At 60.8% G+C, this 15,630-nt stretch carries 18 protein-coding genes; 7 read left to right on the forward strand and 11 right to left on the reverse strand.

What is annotated here, in order from left to right; genetic code table 11:
- The first annotated feature begins 118 nt into the window (after window positions 1-118).
- Window positions 119-1,459 carry an Nramp family divalent metal transporter gene (locus tag BLP23_RS02985; RefSeq protein ID WP_092583473.1) on the forward strand — a complete coding sequence of 447 codons (1,341 nt, stop codon included), beginning with the start codon at window positions 119-121 and terminating at the stop codon, window positions 1,457-1,459.
- On the opposite strand, the gene BLP23_RS02990 is transcribed toward BLP23_RS02985, so the two are convergent.
- Window positions 1,437-2,228 (reverse strand): tRNA1(Val) (adenine(37)-N6)-methyltransferase, encoded by a 792-nt coding sequence (locus BLP23_RS02990; RefSeq protein ID WP_092584247.1) that lies wholly within the window; start codon window positions 2,226-2,228, stop codon window positions 1,437-1,439. The two genes, BLP23_RS02985 and BLP23_RS02990, sit on opposite strands and share 23 nt — an antisense overlap.
- 7 nt (window positions 2,229-2,235) lie before the next feature.
- Window positions 2,236-2,463, reverse strand: a complete 228-nt coding sequence (locus BLP23_RS02995) for a putative signal transducing protein (protein WP_028739850.1) — start codon at window positions 2,461-2,463, stop codon at window positions 2,236-2,238.
- 108 nt (window positions 2,464-2,571) lie between these two features.
- On the opposite strand from BLP23_RS02995, the gene BLP23_RS03000 reads away from it, so the two are divergent.
- The 4 genes from BLP23_RS03000 (at window position 2,572) to moaB (ending at window position 6,998) form a co-directional block, all read left to right on the forward strand.
- Window positions 2,572-3,588: a polyprenyl synthetase family protein gene (locus tag BLP23_RS03000; protein WP_092583474.1), complete on the forward strand. Its 1,017-nt coding sequence runs from the start codon at window positions 2,572-2,574 to the stop codon at window positions 3,586-3,588.
- 132 nt (window positions 3,589-3,720) lie between these two features.
- Window positions 3,721-5,553, forward strand: a complete 1,833-nt coding sequence (locus BLP23_RS03005; protein ID WP_092583475.1) for a tetratricopeptide repeat protein — start codon at window positions 3,721-3,723, stop codon at window positions 5,551-5,553.
- Window positions 5,554-5,559: 6 nt separating this feature from the next.
- Window positions 5,560-6,447: a 4-(cytidine 5'-diphospho)-2-C-methyl-D-erythritol kinase gene (locus BLP23_RS03010; protein WP_092583476.1), complete on the forward strand. Its 888-nt coding sequence runs from the start codon at window positions 5,560-5,562 to the stop codon at window positions 6,445-6,447.
- Window positions 6,447-6,998 carry a molybdenum cofactor biosynthesis protein B gene (moaB, locus tag BLP23_RS03015; protein WP_092583477.1) on the forward strand — a complete coding sequence of 184 codons (552 nt, stop codon included), beginning with the start codon at window positions 6,447-6,449 and terminating at the stop codon, window positions 6,996-6,998. Before BLP23_RS03010 ends, moaB begins: the two co-directional genes overlap by 1 nt.
- A gap of 45 nt (window positions 6,999-7,043) precedes the next feature.
- On the opposite strand, the gene BLP23_RS03020 is transcribed toward moaB, so the two are convergent.
- Both BLP23_RS03020 and BLP23_RS03025 read right to left on the reverse strand, forming a co-directional pair.
- Window positions 7,044-7,358: a hypothetical protein gene (locus BLP23_RS03020; protein ID WP_074066849.1), complete on the reverse strand. Its 315-nt coding sequence runs from the start codon at window positions 7,356-7,358 to the stop codon at window positions 7,044-7,046.
- Between the two features lie 185 nt (window positions 7,359-7,543).
- Window positions 7,544-8,062, reverse strand: coding sequence for a glycosyltransferase family 2 protein (locus BLP23_RS03025; protein WP_092583478.1), 519 nt, complete (start codon window positions 8,060-8,062; stop codon window positions 7,544-7,546).
- Window positions 8,063-8,199: 137 nt separating this feature from the next.
- On the opposite strand from BLP23_RS03025, the gene BLP23_RS03030 reads away from it, so the two are divergent.
- Both BLP23_RS03030 and BLP23_RS03035 read left to right on the forward strand, forming a co-directional pair.
- Window positions 8,200-9,357 carry a PA0069 family radical SAM protein gene (locus BLP23_RS03030; RefSeq protein ID WP_092583479.1) on the forward strand — a complete coding sequence of 386 codons (1,158 nt, stop codon included), beginning with the start codon at window positions 8,200-8,202 and terminating at the stop codon, window positions 9,355-9,357.
- 190 nt (window positions 9,358-9,547) lie between these two features.
- Window positions 9,548-10,240, forward strand: coding sequence for a ribonuclease HII (locus tag BLP23_RS03035; protein WP_092583480.1), 693 nt, complete (start codon window positions 9,548-9,550; stop codon window positions 10,238-10,240).
- A 148-nt stretch (window positions 10,241-10,388) separates the two neighbouring features.
- Here BLP23_RS03035 and BLP23_RS03040 read toward each other — a convergent pair whose 3' ends face one another.
- From BLP23_RS03040 to BLP23_RS03070, 7 genes are all read right to left on the reverse strand, one after another.
- Window positions 10,389-10,829, reverse strand: coding sequence for a DUF4168 domain-containing protein (locus BLP23_RS03040; protein WP_092583481.1), 441 nt, complete (start codon window positions 10,827-10,829; stop codon window positions 10,389-10,391).
- 553 nt (window positions 10,830-11,382) lie between these two features.
- Window positions 11,383-11,868 (reverse strand): F0F1 ATP synthase subunit B, encoded by a 486-nt coding sequence (locus BLP23_RS03045; protein WP_092583482.1) that lies wholly within the window; start codon window positions 11,866-11,868, stop codon window positions 11,383-11,385.
- A gap of 3 nt (window positions 11,869-11,871) precedes the next feature.
- Window positions 11,872-12,513: a F0F1 ATP synthase subunit B gene (locus tag BLP23_RS03050; protein ID WP_092583483.1), complete on the reverse strand. Its 642-nt coding sequence runs from the start codon at window positions 12,511-12,513 to the stop codon at window positions 11,872-11,874.
- Window positions 12,514-12,591: 78 nt separating this feature from the next.
- Window positions 12,592-12,819, reverse strand: a complete 228-nt coding sequence (locus BLP23_RS03055; RefSeq protein WP_027507791.1) for a F0F1 ATP synthase subunit C — start codon at window positions 12,817-12,819, stop codon at window positions 12,592-12,594.
- 68 nt (window positions 12,820-12,887) lie between these two features.
- On the reverse strand, window positions 12,888-13,640 hold the full coding sequence (locus BLP23_RS03060; protein ID WP_092583484.1) for a F0F1 ATP synthase subunit A: 753 nt from the start codon (window positions 13,638-13,640) through the stop codon (window positions 12,888-12,890).
- A gap of 70 nt (window positions 13,641-13,710) precedes the next feature.
- Window positions 13,711-14,055, reverse strand: a complete 345-nt coding sequence (locus BLP23_RS03065) for an AtpZ/AtpI family protein (RefSeq protein ID WP_074066842.1) — start codon at window positions 14,053-14,055, stop codon at window positions 13,711-13,713.
- 282 nt (window positions 14,056-14,337) lie between these two features.
- Window positions 14,338-15,516 (reverse strand): cell wall hydrolase, encoded by a 1,179-nt coding sequence (locus tag BLP23_RS03070; protein ID WP_092584248.1) that lies wholly within the window; start codon window positions 15,514-15,516, stop codon window positions 14,338-14,340.
- Window positions 15,517-15,630: the final 114 nt, after the last annotated feature.

Genomic DNA, 15,630 nt, shown 5'->3' on the forward strand with positions numbered 1-15,630 from the left:
GCAGCAAACGCAATGGGCCACCTTCCCAACATGCATCCGATTTTTCATTTGCGAATGACTTGCATTATCATTCTAATCGGGCATAGTGCGCGGCATTGGTCGAAAAAGCGGTAATCATATGGATGTTTTGAATCGTACTCCAAAGGGTGGCTGGCGACACGACCGCGAAGAAGCCTCGCTTTCAGACGTTTATCGCACGATCGGCACAGGCCGCCCGGGATCGAAACTTCGGCGGATTGCCGCCTTTGCCGGCCCTGGCTACATGGTCGCGGTCGGCTATATGGACCCCGGAAACTGGGCGACCTCGCTCGCCGGCGGCTCGAAATTCGGCTACGCGCTGCTGACTGTGGCACTGCTTTCGAACCTCATGGCGATCGTGCTGCAATCGCTTTGTGCCCGGCTTGCGATTGCTTCTGGCCGCGATCTGGCGCAGGCCTGCCGGGACGCCTTCCCGAAATTCGTTTCCGTACCGCTCTGGGCCTTTGCGGAAATCGCAATCATCGCGACGGACATTGCCGAGGTGATCGGCACGGCAATCGGCCTCAACCTCATCTTCGGCGTTCCGCTGGAACTCGGCGTGCTGATTACGGCGCTCGACGTTTTCCTTATCCTCTATCTGCAAAAGCTCGGCTTCCGCTGGATCGAAGCATTCATCATCACGCTGCTCGGCGTCATTGCGCTGTGCTTCGGCGTACAGATCTTCCTCGCCGACCCGCAATGGGGTGCCGTCATCACGGGCTTCTTTCCGACGACGGAAATCGTCAGCAACCCGGAAATGCTCTATCTGGCGCTCGGCATTCTCGGCGCGACCGTCATGCCACATAATCTTTATCTGCATTCCGGCATCGTGCAGACCCGCGCCTACGGCCACACAGTGCCGGAAAAACGGGAAGCGCTGACCTATGCGACGATCGACTCGACCTTTGCGCTCTGCTTTGCGCTGCTGATCAACGCCTCGATCCTAATCCTGGCCGCAGCCGCATTCAACGCCCACGGCCGGACGGACATCGTCGAACTCGGGGAGGCGCACTCGCTGCTGTCACCGCTGCTTGGGCTTGCAATCGCACCCACGCTTTTCGGCATCGCCCTGCTCTGTTGCGGCCTGAATTCGACCGTGACGGCGACGCTTGCGGGCCAGATCGTCATGGAAGGCTTCCTGAAGATCAAGCTCCAGCCATGGGTGCGCCGTCTGATTACCCGCGCCATCGCAATCGTGCCGGCAGCGATCGTGACGATCTGGTACGGCAACCAGGGCACGGCGCAATTGCTGATCCTGACGCAGGTCGTGCTCAGCCTGCAGCTTTCCTTCGCCGTCTTCCCGCTGGTGATGTTCACCGCCAGCAAGGCGAAGATGGGCGAGCTCGTCGCGCCGCGCTGGCTGAGCACTATTGCCTATGTGATCGCAGTGGTGATCGCCGGATTGAACATCAAGCTGCTTATCGACTTCGTGACCGGCTAAGCCTTGCATAGGCCGCGCGGCCATTGTTCAGATCGTCGACGAAGGGGGAGAATTTATGCGTTCCTTCTTCGTGCATGATAAGGGGTGCGCGCAATGAAAGCCGCGCCCGCGACCCCTTGATCGCCGTCACCAGGATGCGCACGGCATTCTCACCTTTGCGCGGATGGATGGCGGTAATCTCGATGCCGCCGAAGCGCCTGCCGCAGCCGGTGATGATGTCGGCGATCGATTCCGGCCGCGCAATCAGCGACAATTGCCCGCCGGGGATCATGATCGCGCCGGCGGTACGAATCCACCTTTCGAAAAGACCATCCGTCATCGCATGCGCTTCAGCCTTCAGCGCATCCGGCGTTCGCCGGTCAGCCGCGTCGTTGAAAGGCGGGTTCATGATGACATGATGGAAGACCTCGTCGGCAAGGCCCGCGTCGTTGCGCGCCTTTGCCGTGAGCGTCACATCCGCCTCGACGACCGAAACGCGACCTGCCACATGGGCGTTTTCCGGCAAGGCAATGCTTCGGCGGGCATAATCGGCCATTTCCGAAGAGCGTTCGAAAAGCACGGCCTGCGCCTTCTGCAGCCGGCAGGCCACGGCCAGTCCGGCAGCACCGGCGCCGGCGCCAAGATCGGCAACCTTGATTGCACGGTCATCGGCAACGAGCGCTGCGAGCAGCATGGCATCCATGCCCGAACGGTGCCCCCTGCCCTTCGGCTGGACGATGTAAAAGCCGCCGCGATGGAAGGCATCGATCGTGTCGGAAGCGCCGTTCATGGCCACATCATTTCGCGATACGCAATTCGCCGGCGAGACCGGCATCCGTCAGGATGCGGCGGGCCTGATCGGCTCGCTCCTCCTCGACGAGCAGACGGCGCGGCAGCATGCCGAGCGAGCCCTCAAGAATGCTCATATCCTGATCCGCGACAAAGCAGTGAATTCCCGCATCCTTCAGAAGACTCTGCGCATAGGACAATAGAACAGGGTCATTGGCGCGGATAAGTTCATGCATTTGCGGTCAATTCCCTTTCAATTCTGTGTTGCGCGACAATTCACCCCTTGCCGCTTCAATCGCCCCTTTCTATTGTCAATCCCAAAGAATGAACAGGAGTCCGGGTCGTTGGGCGTGGTCATACCGCTTGAAGAAAGCAAAAACAAACTGGCATCCGTCAAGCCGCTGGTCGATTTGACACGGGCGGACATGGAGCGGGTCAACCAGCTTATCCTTTCGAAGGCCGGTTCCGACGTTCAGATGATTCCGGAGGTCGCAAATCACCTGATCTCTTCCGGCGGCAAGCGCCTGCGCCCGATGCTGACGCTCGCATCGGCCTGTCTCTTCGACTATAGAGGCGAAAACCATGTCAAGCTCGCGACCAGCGTCGAGTTCATGCACACGGCAACGCTGCTGCATGACGACGTCGTCGACGAAAGCGATCTACGCCGCGGCAAATCAACAGCGCGCACGATCTGGGGCAACCAGGCGAGCGTTCTCGTTGGCGATTTCCTGCTCGGTCAGGCCTTCCGCATGATGGTGGATGTCGGCTCACTCGATGCGCTCGATGTCCTCTCGTCGGCCGCCTGCGTCATTGCCGAAGGGGAAGTGCTGCAGCTTTCGGTCGCCAAGAACATGGAGACGACGGAGGACGACTATCTTTCCGTTATCCGGGCCAAGACGGCAGCACTCTTTGCCGCTGCTGCCGAAGTCGGCCCGATCGTCGCAGACGCCGGCAAATCAGGCCGCAATGCGCTGAAATCCTACGGCATGAATCTCGGCCTCGCCTTCCAGCTTGTCGATGACGCGCTGGATTACGGCGGCAAGGCTGCGGATCTCGGCAAGAATGTCGGCGACGACTTCCGTGAAGGCAAGATCACGCTTCCCGTCATCCTCGCCTACCGCCGCGGAACGCAGGACGAGCGCGCCTTCTGGCGCGATGCGATCGAAGGCGGCAACAGCAGCGATGCCAACCTCGAAAAGGCCCTCGGCCTGATCACCAAATACGGCACGCTGAACGACACGATCTCGCGAGCTATCCATTACGGCACGATCGCCCGCGACGCGCTGGCGCCGCTCCCCGAAACGGCCTGGAAATCGGCCCTCATGGAAGTGATCGATTTCTGCATCGAGCGGGTCAACTGATCAAAGGTCCTTGATCGCGGGCTGATTTTCTTGCAGGGCCGCTTCAAAAAAGCCATCCTATTGTGAATCAGTCTTTTCAACTGATTTCGCAGCCGGCCGGATGAATCGGCTGCCCTGATGAAAGGTTTTCTAATGCGGCAGAGATATGCCATCCGTCTTCTTTCGAGCGCAGCGCTCGCAGCGGTCATTTCGCTCGGCGCGCTTGGCGGCGTGAATGCCGAAGAAGCGGCCAAGACGGACGATGCCGCCAGGAACGTGATCTTCGACCCGGATACGGTCGGCACTTTCGCAGGCGCATTTCTCGCTGCCCGCACGGCCGATGTCGATCACGACTACAAGACGGCAATCGAGCTCTACAAGAAGGCCCTCCAGATCGAGCCGGGCAACCCGGAGATCCGCCAGCGCCTGATGATCTCGTTGCTTTTGAACGGCAATATCGAAGATGGCGTGAAATATGCCAACGACCTGAAGAAGGATCCTTCCGTCGAGCGCATCACAACAGTCGTGCGCAGCATGGACGCGATTCGCCGCGGCGAGTTCAAGACGGCCGAAGCGATCCTGAAATATGACGGCCCGAACGACCTCGACCGCATGATGAACGACCTTTTGCTCGCCTGGGCGCGCGCCGGCGCCGGCCGCAACAAGGAAGCTCTTTCGATGGTCGAGAAGATGAAGGGCCCGGAATGGTTCGGCATCTTCCAGAACTATCATGCGGGCGCAATTGCGATCGTAACCGGCAACGTGGCGGCCGCGCGCAGACATCTGAACGACGCAGTGCTGGACAAGGATGGCGGCGCGACCGCACCCGACACCTTCATGCGCGCTGTCATGGCGCTTGCCCGCCTCGAAGCATCCCAGGGCAACAAGCAGAAGGCGCTCGACGCGATCTCGGTCGGTGACAACATGCTGCCGAACTATGCGCCGCTGAATGCGCTGCGCCAGAGCATCGAGAAGGGCGAAAAGCCGGAACAGCAGGTGCGCAACGCCGCGCAGGGCGCTGCCGCCGTGCTTTTCTCCATCGGCAGCGCGTTGAATCGCGACGGCGCCGAAGACATCGTCTCGCTCTATCTGCAGACGGCCAATACGCTTGACCCGAACAGCGCCGATACGCTGGTCCTTCTAGGCGGCATTGCTGAAAAACAGGAACAGACGGACCGTGCCATCGAATTCTACAGGCGCGTGCCGGAAAACTCGCCGATGCGACGCATCTCCGAGCTTCAGCTCGGCCTTGCGCTGGCACAGGGCGGCAAGACCGACGAGGCACGCAAACACCTCAAGGCGCTGATCGTTTCTGACCCGAAGGACGTCCGCTCCTATCTCGCCTATGGCAGCGTGCTTTCCGACGCCAAGGACTATGCGGAAATGGCGGCGAATTACGACAAGGCGGTGGAGGTGATCGGCCCGCTGCCGCGCCGCGCCGACTGGACGGTCTTCTTCCAGCGCGGAATCGCCTATGAACGCCTGAAGAAATGGGACCAGGCCGAGCCGAACTTCCGCAAGGCGCTCGACCTCAATCCGGATCAGCCGCAGGTTCTCAACTATCTCGGTTATTCATGGATCGACATGAACCGCAACCTCGACGAAGGCCTGACGATGATCAAGAAGGCCGTCGACCTGCGTCCGGACGACGGCTACATCATCGACTCGCTCGGCTGGGCCTATTACCGCCTGAACCGTTACGACGATGCAGTTGCCGAACTGGAAAAGGCCGCCGAGATCAAGGCCGGTGATGCGACGATCAACGACCATCTGGGCGACGCCTACTGGCGCGTCGGACGCAAGCTCGAGGCCGTTTATCAGTGGAACCGGGCGCTAGGTTCGGCACCGGAAGAGACCGAGATTCCGAGAATCAAGGACAAGATCGCGAACGGTCTGACGTCGGACAACGACGACGCCGAGGCGGCCGACAAGAAGCAGCCGGATCCGGCGCCTGTTACGCCGCCGCCAGCCGACAAGAAGTCCTGACAACCCATGCCTGATGCGGGCATGAGCGGCGGCTTCGCGGTTACTGAAGATGCTCTCGCTAAGATCAATCTTGCCCTGCACGTGACGGGCCAGAAAGCCGATGGCTATCATCTGCTGGACATGCTTGTGACCTTTGCCGGCCACGGCGACAGGCTGGGCTTTGCCGCTTCGCCATCGGACAAATTCACGATCAGCGGACGGTTCGGCCCCGCTCTCCACATCGATTCCCGCAGCAATCTGGTGCTCAAGGCGCGTGACATGCTTCGGCAGGCAGCGCTGGCGCAGGGCGACCATGCACCGCCGGTCCATATCCATCTCGAAAAGAACCTTCCGATCGCCTCTGGTATCGGCGGCGGTTCCGCGGATGCGGCAGCCGCGCTTCGCGGCCTCATGCGGCTTTGGAGCCTCCGCCTACCCGGTGGGAGGCTGTCGGCGATCGCTCTCAGACTTGGCGCCGACGTTCCCATGTGCCTTGCGAGCCGGCCGCTGATTGCGCGCGGGATTGGCGAACAGATCGAGCCCGTTGCCTTGCCCTCTTTTGCGGTCGTGCTGGCCAATCCGCTGAAGGCGGTCTCGACGCCAGAGATATTCCGGCTGCTGACGGCGAAGAACAACCCGCCGCTTGCCTTGCGGGGCAACGACTGGCTGGCGGCGATCGGGGCCAACCGGAACGATCTCGAGCCGCCTGCCCGCAAGCTTGTTCCCGAGATCGAGGATGTGTCGGCCGCGTTGAAGGATGCAGGCGCAAGACTTGTCCGCATGTCCGGCTCCGGCGCAACCTGCTTCGGCATCTTCGGCTCGATTGAAACAGCCGGAGCGGCCGCGGCAAAACTTCACAGAGAACGGCCGGACTGGTATTTCCAGGCGACGGAAACGCTTTCGGGAGACAGGTGATGACAGGTATCGACGAAGAGCGGCCGTTCATTCCCGTCGGCATCGCCGTGCTGACGGTTTCGGACACGCGCACGCTAAAGAACGACAAATCCGGCGACACGCTTGTGGCGCGGATCGCCGAGGCCGGCCACAAGCTGATGGACCGCGCCATCGTGCGCGACGACAAGGCGGCCATCGCAGCCCAGGTCAACGCCTGGACGGAGACCCACGGCATCGACGTCGTGATCACCACCGGCGGCACTGGCTTAACCGGCCGTGACGTGACGCCCGAGGCGCTGGAGCCGCTTTTCGAGAAGCGCATCGACGGCTTCTCGGCGGTCTTCCACCGCGTCTCCTACGACAAGATCGGCACATCAACGATCCAATCGCGGGCAACGGCAGGGGTTGCCAAGGCTACATTCATCTTCGTGCTCCCGGGCTCGCCCGGCGCCTGCAAGGACGCCTGGGACGGCATCTTGAAGCCGCAGCTTGACTACCGCCACATGCCCTGCAATTTCGTGGAGATCATGCCGCGGCTCGACGAGCACATGAAGCGCGGCGTGGGGAAGTAGAAGGCGCGCTGCTGCCCGGCGCGCCAGGGCAGCAGCCTGCGTTCGCTATGTATCCAAGCCCGGCAGAGTGGGTATCGTTTCCCAGCTGTCACCCGACAGCAGGAAGCAGCTGACGCCGTGAACATCCGTTATGATGAGTGTCCAGGTGCCGCTTTTGGCGGCATAGACCTCAAGAATGGCGTTCTGGTTGATCAGTCCGACCGCGGTGAGCTTTTCGGCAAAATTCTTGTCAAGGAACTTGACGACCTCGGATCGGCCTGCGCAACTGCGCATCATCTGCGATGCTGCCGAATGCGGATGCGCGATCACCAATGTCGTCAATATGACGGCCAACAGGCCGCGGATCATATTGCGTTTCATGACGCACCTCCTTTCGCCGGAAACCCGGCAGAAGAGGAGACTTCCGCTGTGACCTGTTCTGCCGTCTGTCGGCATTCCATGGTCGGCCGCCAAGAAGCGGGGCGCTCGGGCGGCGCCATGGCTGAATTATAGCGCGAAATCGTATCGGGCGCCATCTTTAGCGCGAATGCTGAAAAGTCTGCGCGCTATCGTGCGGCGCGTGCTACCCAGGAGGGAATCAGTTCGCTGGAAAGCTTGCGCAGCTTCTGCCCCTTGGCAAATTCCGAAAGGCGCATTCCGCTTCTTGCGGCGGCAATCGCGTGTTTCTTCGGCACGAGAAGGCCGAGTTCCAGCGGCGGCAGCGACCGGCCCACCCGCTGGATAAACGGGCGCTTGTATCCGCGCGAAGCGGTGAAACGCGCCGGAACTTTGTTGAGGGCGACATATTCGGCGATCTCGTCTATCCAACCGGTCTGCGGCCGGGCGCCAGGTTCGACGAAAAGTAGCCACTCGCCGCGGGCCGAGCGCAACACATCCTTGATATCCCATTGGGAATGGAACCGGCACCCAGCCGCGTCCGCCACCCTGGATGTACCGTCGCGCGAGCCGTGATCGAGCACGATCACGTCGCTTACAAGCCCCTCGACTGCACCCGCCACCAGCACCGATAAAGTCTGCGCCAGCTCAGGCTCCTGATCCTGGCACTCCAGAACAACCGTCAACATTGCCTATTTATAAAGCGCCGCACAAAAATTTGCCAGCGCGACTTTCCTTATTTTGTTCTTGCATTGTTCTCTTTTTCTCGATAGGAATTTAATCATCAAGACGGACGAAGGCAATGGCCTGGTCCCTGGAGAATCGGATGAACGAACAGTCCCTTGCAGGGCAGGCCGCGTTTGCGCCTGCCAATCCGGCGGATGTTGCCGAAGCGATGATCGCCTCTTCGGGCCTTCGCATCGAGGTCGACCGGCGTCGCGGCCGCGCGGCCGGACTGAACCCCAGCGGGCGCTTCGAGCCGATGCACCGAGAGGCCTTCGACGACGGCTGGCAGACGCTGGAAGAACTGCCCCCCTTCAAGACCGAAGTGCAGATCGAAAAGCCGCGCACGGCGATTACCCGCAACGAGTCGCCGGACGTTCCGTTCGACCGTTCGATCAATCCCTATCGCGGCTGCGAACATGGCTGCATCTACTGCTTCGCCCGGCCGACGCACGCCTATATGGGGCTTTCGGCGGGCCTCGATTTCGAAGCCAGGCTGTTTGCCAAGCCGGATGCGGCCAAGCTTTTGGAGCGCGAGCTTGCGAAGCCCGGCTACAAGCCGCGGGTCATCGCCATCGGAACCAATACGGATCCCTACCAGCCGATCGAGAAGGAATGGCGCATCATGCGGCAGATCCTCGAAGTGCTGAACAAGGCGAACCATCCGGTCTCGATCGTCACCAAGTCGGCGTTGATTCTGCGCGATATCGATATCCTGCAGGAGATGGCAGCCAAGAGCCTTGTGCGTGCCGCGCTTTCGGTGACCACGCTCGACCGCAAGCTCGCTCGTGCGATGGAACCGCGCGCTGCAACGCCGCCGCGCCGACTGGAGGCAATCCAGGCCCTGACAGAGGCGGGCATCCCGACCTCGGTGATGGTCGCTCCGATGATCCCCGCGCTGAACGACCACGAACTGGAACGCATTCTCGACGCGGCAAAGGTTGCCGGTGCGCTGGAGGCGGGCTACGTGATCCTGCGCCTGCCGCTGGAAGTCGCTCCGCTCTTCCGCGACTGGCTGCTGCAGAACTATCCGGATCGCTACCGGCACGTCATGTCGCTTGTCCGCTCGATGCGCGGCGGCAAGGATTACGACGCCGAATTCGGCAAGCGCATGAAAGGCGCCGGCCCCTATGCCTGGCAGCTCGCTCGCCGCTTCGAGATGGCGACGAAGCGGCTCGGCATGACGAGGCGCAGCATGCCGCTTCGCGACGATCTTTTCGTGCCGCCGGATGGCAGCGGCGTGCAGCTTTCGCTGCTTTAGTCGCCCGTCCGAACGCGGGCGTTCCTGAGGCCGCCCGGCGAATGCCATAACGAGTTACCCGCAGGAGGCCGCCGCCCTGGCCTCTTGCCGCCGCGAACGGCTCCCTGCCCGTTTCGCGGCCAAAGCCCCCGGTACGCCGCCTGATCCGGGGGCTTGCAGGAAATCGGGTTGGCGTGCGAGGTTCAGCCGCATGAAACCTCGCACGTCACCCGATTCTCCTCTGCTTTTCGAAGAGGTGCCGCTCGTCCCGGACTTCAAGCTGGAACTGAAGGCACGCAAGGCCGGTCACTGGCCGGTCGCTGGCGCCGATGAGGCAGGGCGCGGCCCTCTGGCCGGGCCTGTCGTCGCTGCCGCGGTCATTCTCGATCCCAGGCGTATTCCGGACGGGCTGAATGATTCCAAGCAGCTCTCGGCGCAACGGCGCGAACAACTTTTCGTCCAGATCCTGGCAACCGCGACGGTTTCCATCGCGTCGTCGAGTTCCACACAGATCGACCTCACGGATATCCGCAAAGCGAGCCTTGACGCCATGCGCCGGGCAATCTGCGGCCTTGCCATCCCAGCAAGCTACGTGCTGACCGATGGCCTCGACGTGCCGCCGGGGCTGGTGTGCCCAGGTCAAGCGGTGGTCAAGGGCGATGCGCGCTCGGTCTCGATCGCCGCCGCCTCTATTGTTGCCAAGGTGACCCGCGACCGGATGATGGCGCGTGCCGATGCCGTCTTCCCCGATTACGGCTTTGCCGCGCATGTGGGTTATGGCACGGCGCAGCACCGCGCCGGCATCGAGCGGCATGGTCCCTGCTCGCTTCACCGCATGAGTTTCCGGCCGTTGAAGAAGGACGGCACCGAAGGCGCTACGATGGATGAACTGCTGGAGGACTAACTGCTGCCGCTGCAGGCCTGTCGAACTCTGTACTCTGGCTTCATGGAAGCAGCATCTTGACCTCGCACGTGGTGATTGAAGCGGTCATTCAGACCGCTTCAATGGAACCAGAACAGCACCAGCTTGAGGTGCAGTCCCGGCGCACAGCTTACTGCTGCTTCGCGGGCGCCGGCTGCGCGGGCGCAGATTCCTGGAGCTTTTCCTGAACTCTCTTGACGAGTGCCGGATCGTTCTGCGCGGCGGTCAGAATTGAATTGTACTCATCTAGCGAGATGCCTGGAGAGGCTTCCACGGCCTGAACCATTTGCTTACTGGCTTCGGTCTGCAGCTGTTGCTTCGCTGCCGTGTCCTGTGTTGCTCCGATCTTGGCCGAGTATTCCTGCCTAACCTGGTCAACCTGGAGATAGGCGACCGCAAAGGCCTCGATTTTCTGATCGCTGACGGCTGCGGCCGCGCCTTTGCTTTCTGGTTGCGCTTGAACCGGTTGCTGCGCTGGAGCTGCCTGCTGTGCGGACGCGGGGTTGCTGAGAAACATCAAGCTGAGAGCTGCAGCGGTCAACGATGCAACAGGGGTATAACGAGTGATCATATTCATTCCTCTGTGGTGGCGTGGACGGCGACATACTGCCTTGGCCGCCGGTTAGGGTTGAGGAACGATCCGGCGACAATGTGACTCTCAGGCGTTTTCGGTGCGGCAATAGGAAGGCGATCTCCCGACCATCGAGCGGCGGCTTTGTGGCAGGATTCCCCCCTTCGGCTTGTTGCCGGTTCGATCATGTGGCCATGAGTCCGGCCGCGATTTTATCCAGATGAACGCGGATGTAGCAGAAGTCAGTACCGTCTCCAAGCGCATTTGGGCACTGTCGAGGTCGCCGCACTCGCCCTCAATAAAAGTCACGCGCTCGAAATTCTCATCATAGCCTGCAGATCGCGGCGCTGAATCGAAGCCGCACTGCTTCAGGTGGCCAAAGAGAGAATGCACATTCGCGGTCCATGGACGCGTGGCGCGCCATACAAGCCCGTCACGCAAGATCGGTCCGGAACCTTCTTATTCAGCACCAGCAAACTCTCTGGCAGCCGCACGGCCGCCAATAAAAAAAGCCCCGATGCCGGGGCCTTTCCAGATCTACTTCAAAGAACGCTCAGTTCAAGCGCGTCTTCACTTCGCCGACGGCACCCTTGAAGAGGTCGGCCTGGACCTTGCCGTCGGCCTTCGTGGCGAGAACCGTTTCGGCCGCGCTGATCGCCAGATCGACGGCAGCCGAACGGACGGCTTTCATCGCATCGGCTTCCGCCTGCTTGATCTTCTGTTCCGAAAGGGCCGTGCGGTTGGCGACGAACTCTTCCGTCTTCTTCTTCGCCTCGACAGTCAGCATCTCGGCTTCGCGCTCGGCAGCGGCGACGATATGCGCAGCATCCGCTTCCGCTTCCTTGCGCTTGCGCTGGTATTCGGCCAGCAGATGCTGAGCCTCTTCGCGCAGACGCTTGGCTTCGGCCAGCTCGTTGCGGATCTGGTCGGCGCGGTCGTCGAGCGACTTTGCCATCATGCCCGGAACCTTCAGATAGACGACGAGGGCGAGGAACAGGACGAGGCCGACGAAAGCGAAGAAAGTTGCATCAAATTCCATCGATCAAGCCTCCTTCTTAGCGGCTGCGACAGCAGCGGCAACGTCGGTCTTGGTGGTTGTGCCGCCGATCAGCTGTTCGATAACGGCAGCGGCCGTTTCCTCGGCAATCGTGCCGACGTCTGCAAATGCCTTCGCCTTGATGTCGGCGATGCGGCCCTCGGCAGCTTTCAGCTTCTCGGAGAGGCTGGCTTCGACGGCGCGACGATCTTCTTCGGCCTTGGCCTTGGCGGCGTCGCGCGCGGCAGTGCCGATCGAGTTCGACTTGGCGCGGGCCGCAGCGAGTTCAGCTTCATAGGCTGCAACGTCCGCATCGGCCTCCGCCTTCAGGCGGCTTGCCTCGTCGAGATCCTGCGAGATGCGCTTATGGCGCTGCTCGAGGATACCGCCGATGCGCGGCGTAATGACCTTTTGCATGAGCAAGAAGAAAACGGCGAAGGTGATCGCCAGCCACAGAAGCTGGGATGCGTAAGTCGACGAATCGAAAGGCGGGAAAACACCGCCGCCATGCTCGCCGCCGGGAACGCCGGTCTCGGTATGGACCTCGCCGGGCGCCGGAGCGGCATGCGGGTCCGTGGCGGGCGCTGCACCCGGTTCTGCCGTTCCCGCCGGAGCTTCTTGAGCATAGGCCGGGGTCACAAAAAACATGCTCACCTCCAGGTGTACTGCAAATACGAAGGATCACGGCTTGCTGGTCGCAGGCCGTGATCCCTCAATCCACCGAAATTAGACGGCGAAGAGCAGAAGGAGAGCGACGAGCAGCGAGAAGATGCCCAGAGCTTCCGTAACGGCGAAGCCGAAAACCAGACGGCCGAACTGGCTGTCAGCAGCAGACGGGTTGCGCAGCGCGCCGGCGAGGTAGTTGCCGAAGATGTTGCCCAGGCCGAGAGCCGTACCGGCCATACCAAAGCAAGCCAGACCTGCACCGATGAACTTTGCTGCTTCCGCTTCCATGTTGAACTCCTTTGAAATGGTTGTTGCGGCGAATTGACTGACGCCCTTTGACGTCAATGTCGGTATCCTTAGTGGCCACCCGGGTGAACTGCGTCGTTGAGGTACATGCAAGTCAGCACCGCAAAGACGTAAGCCTGGAGGAAGGCGACGAGGAACTCGAGACCGGTCAGGGCGACCGTCATGATGAGGGGAAGAATGGCACCGCCGACACCGACTGCACCGAGGGCTCCAAGCGAGGCGACGAAGCCTGCGAACACCTTCAGCGTGATGTGACCGGCGAGCATATTGGCGAAAAGACGAACAGAAAGTGAAATGGGGCGGGACAGGAAGGAGATGATTTCGATCGCCACCACCAGCGGCAGAAGAATGCCTGGCACGCCCGAGGGCACGAAGACGTTCAGGAAATGGAAGCCGTGCTTATAGAAGCCGTAGACGAGAACCGTGCCGATGACGAGCAGCGCCAAGGCGAAGGTGACGATGATCTGGCTCGTCACCGTGAAGAAATACGGGAACATGCCAAGCAGGTTGGCCGTCAGCACGAACATGAAGAGCGAAAAGACCAGCGGGAAGAACTTCATCCCCTTGGTTCCTGCGCCTTCCTTCAGCATTCCGGCGATGAATTCGTAAGTTATTTCCGCGACCGACTGCGAGCGGCCGGGAACGATCGCGCGGTTTGACGTCGAGAAATAGAGGAAGCCTGCGGCGACTGCAGCGGATGCCGCCATGAAGAGAGAAGCGTTGGTAAAGGAGAAATCAATTCCGCCGATTTCGATCGGTACAATCTTCTGGATCAGGAACTGATGGGTCGGATCGTTAGACACCGCTTGTTCTCTCTTCTTTGGCCCGCGAACGCGGGATCATCACACTGGACAAAACGCCAGGCGCCCTGCCCTATTTCTTGCCGTTTTCGGCCTCTCCAGGCTCCGGTTTTGCAACCTTTCCCGCAGCACGAAGAACGTTCAAAACACCGGCACAGAATCCGAGAAGCAGAAGAACAATCAACCCCCAAGGCGCCGTGCCGACAAAACGGTCCAAAAGATAGCCAAGAAGGGCACCGACGACGATAGCGGAAATGAACTCGCTCGAAAGCTTCATCGCCTCAGCATAGCCTTTGCGGCTTACCTCGGCGCGGGCTTCGTTCGCCTCGTCCTCTCCCGCATCTATGCGCTTGGCTTTGAGCTTCGCTCCCAGCTGCGCACGGCGCTTTTCAAGACTTTCCTCGCGGTCATCCGCCATGGCTTCCTCCTCGTCTTCCGCTGTCCGCGATCCCCGCTACCCCGGTTTTCAGGACAACGGACACAAGGTGTGAAAACCTTTCGGCCCGTTCTGAAGTCGCGCGCAACATAGTTTTAGGGGAAACCATAGTCAAGGCGTAGAGAGCTTATGTCCAGCCATAAAATTATCGTTCCGAATCAATGATTTGATCCGAATTTCCCACCGCCTTGAAAATTCGAGCGAAAGAATCCGCTTTCGAAGCCGTTGATCGGCGGGGAAATCCGCTGCCGGATCGGCTTTTCCTCAGCTCCAGCCGCCGCCATAGGTGCGGTAGAAGACGTGCAGGCCGATGCGACCGACCTTTTCCATGGTCCTTGCCCAATTCGGCCGGACATAGACGGCATGATAATGCGTAGCGGAGCCGACTTGCGGAAGCCAGATCTTGCCGGCCGTAACCGCCATGGCGACGTCGCGGGCAACGCGCCAGTGATTTTCGGAGTTCACGCGATCGCGGATGTTGTCGCAGGCAAAGGAAAACTGGCAGCGGTTCCGCCAGTCTTCGTTCTGGTAGACGACGCCGCAGATGGTTTTCGGATAGGCGGGGTTCCTCACGCGGTTGAGGATGACCTGCGCGACTGCTGCCTGCCCCTTTACCGATTCACCTCGAGCTTCGAAATAGATGCCGGATGCAAGGCACTGCTGCTCGCGTGCCGAAAACACGCTGGCAGGCAGGATGCTCGCCGCCCATGCGTGATCGCCCGCGCCGATCTGTGGAACGAAGCGGCCGTCATTTGTCTGATCGGCGAGGATGGAGTCGAAGGGTGATTGACGCGCGTAGTCCGGGGCTGCCGGCGCATAGGCGGTCGCCAGCACGTCGGCCTTGTTGCTTGTGACGAGGCCTGCAAGCATCGCCGGAACGCCGGGCTCCGGCATGACCGGCTGCTTCCTGTAGAAACTGGTGGCGATCTCGATTTCCTTGCCCATGATCTTCGGCTTGACGAAGGCGGACTTGTCCTTGATGTCGAAGCTCGGCTGGAAAAGGAGCTGCGTGCGCTGGAGAATGGAGCCGGCGGAGAAATCCTTCGGCGGCTGCATCTTCTCGACGGCGACGATGCGGCCTTTCTTCGTTCCGCGGTTGACGCGTTCTTCGTCCGGCGTTTCCTCGTGGCCCTTGCCTTTCGCGACGAAGGCAACCTTGCGGCCATCCGGAAGAACCATGCCCGCGCCGGCCGCGATCGTTCCCGTCACGATTGGATCCGCGAAAGCGAGTTCGGCCTGATGAATGGAGCCTGCCGGGGAATTTGTCATCACCATGCGCCAGTTGTCGCGGCTTTGATCAAGCCCGGCGAGCATGGCGGCGAGATCGGCATGCGATGTGATTGTGGGGAATGCGAGCCACCCGCAAACGCCGAAGATGGCGGGTGAAATCCAGCTCTGAGGGAGAAAACGCAGCTTGCTGCGGACAACGCGATTTCGACGCAACGCCAGACTCCGGACACGGGACGCTTCAACAGTCAGACGAAAATCACCCATTAACCTTGATGCTTGGTTAATGCGGTGTTCCAGAATTCATCCCTGAGCGGTTTTTCGTCTTCT

Origin of the sequence: Rhizobium mongolense subsp. loessense, assembly GCF_900099775.1 — a bacterium.
In the GTDB taxonomy this organism is placed as follows: Bacteria; Pseudomonadota; Alphaproteobacteria; order Rhizobiales; family Rhizobiaceae; genus Rhizobium; species Rhizobium loessense.

Coding starts and splice junctions, on each gene's coding strand:
- BLP23_RS03045 (WP_092583482.1), bottom strand. CDS start 11,868: ATGGAATTTGATGCAACTTTCTTCGCTTTCGTCGGCCTCGTCCTGTTC.
- BLP23_RS03025 (WP_092583478.1), bottom strand. CDS start 8,062: ATGTTGACGGTTGTTCTGGAGTGCCAGGATCAGGAGCCTGAGCTGGCG.
- BLP23_RS03065 (WP_074066842.1), bottom strand. CDS start 14,055: ATGGCGGATGACCGCGAGGAAAGTCTTGAAAAGCGCCGTGCGCAGCTG.
- BLP23_RS02995 (WP_028739850.1), bottom strand. CDS start 2,463: ATGCATGAACTTATCCGCGCCAATGACCCTGTTCTATTGTCCTATGCG.
- BLP23_RS02985 (WP_092583473.1), top strand. CDS start 119: ATGGATGTTTTGAATCGTACTCCAAAGGGTGGCTGGCGACACGACCGC.
- BLP23_RS03030 (WP_092583479.1), top strand. CDS start 8,200: ATGAACGAACAGTCCCTTGCAGGGCAGGCCGCGTTTGCGCCTGCCAAT.
- BLP23_RS03010 (WP_092583476.1), top strand. CDS start 5,560: ATGCCTGATGCGGGCATGAGCGGCGGCTTCGCGGTTACTGAAGATGCT.
- BLP23_RS03020 (WP_074066849.1), bottom strand. CDS start 7,358: ATGAAACGCAATATGATCCGCGGCCTGTTGGCCGTCATATTGACGACA.
- BLP23_RS03050 (WP_092583483.1), bottom strand. CDS start 12,513: ATGTTTTTTGTGACCCCGGCCTATGCTCAAGAAGCTCCGGCGGGAACG.
- BLP23_RS02990 (WP_092584247.1), bottom strand. CDS start 2,228: ATGAACGGCGCTTCCGACACGATCGATGCCTTCCATCGCGGCGGCTTT.
- moaB (WP_092583477.1), top strand. CDS start 6,447: ATGACAGGTATCGACGAAGAGCGGCCGTTCATTCCCGTCGGCATCGCC.
- BLP23_RS03035 (WP_092583480.1), top strand. CDS start 9,548: ATGAAACCTCGCACGTCACCCGATTCTCCTCTGCTTTTCGAAGAGGTG.
- BLP23_RS03005 (WP_092583475.1), top strand. CDS start 3,721: ATGCGGCAGAGATATGCCATCCGTCTTCTTTCGAGCGCAGCGCTCGCA.
- BLP23_RS03040 (WP_092583481.1), bottom strand. CDS start 10,829: ATGATCACTCGTTATACCCCTGTTGCATCGTTGACCGCTGCAGCTCTC.
- BLP23_RS03055 (WP_027507791.1), bottom strand. CDS start 12,819: ATGGAAGCGGAAGCAGCAAAGTTCATCGGTGCAGGTCTGGCTTGCTTT.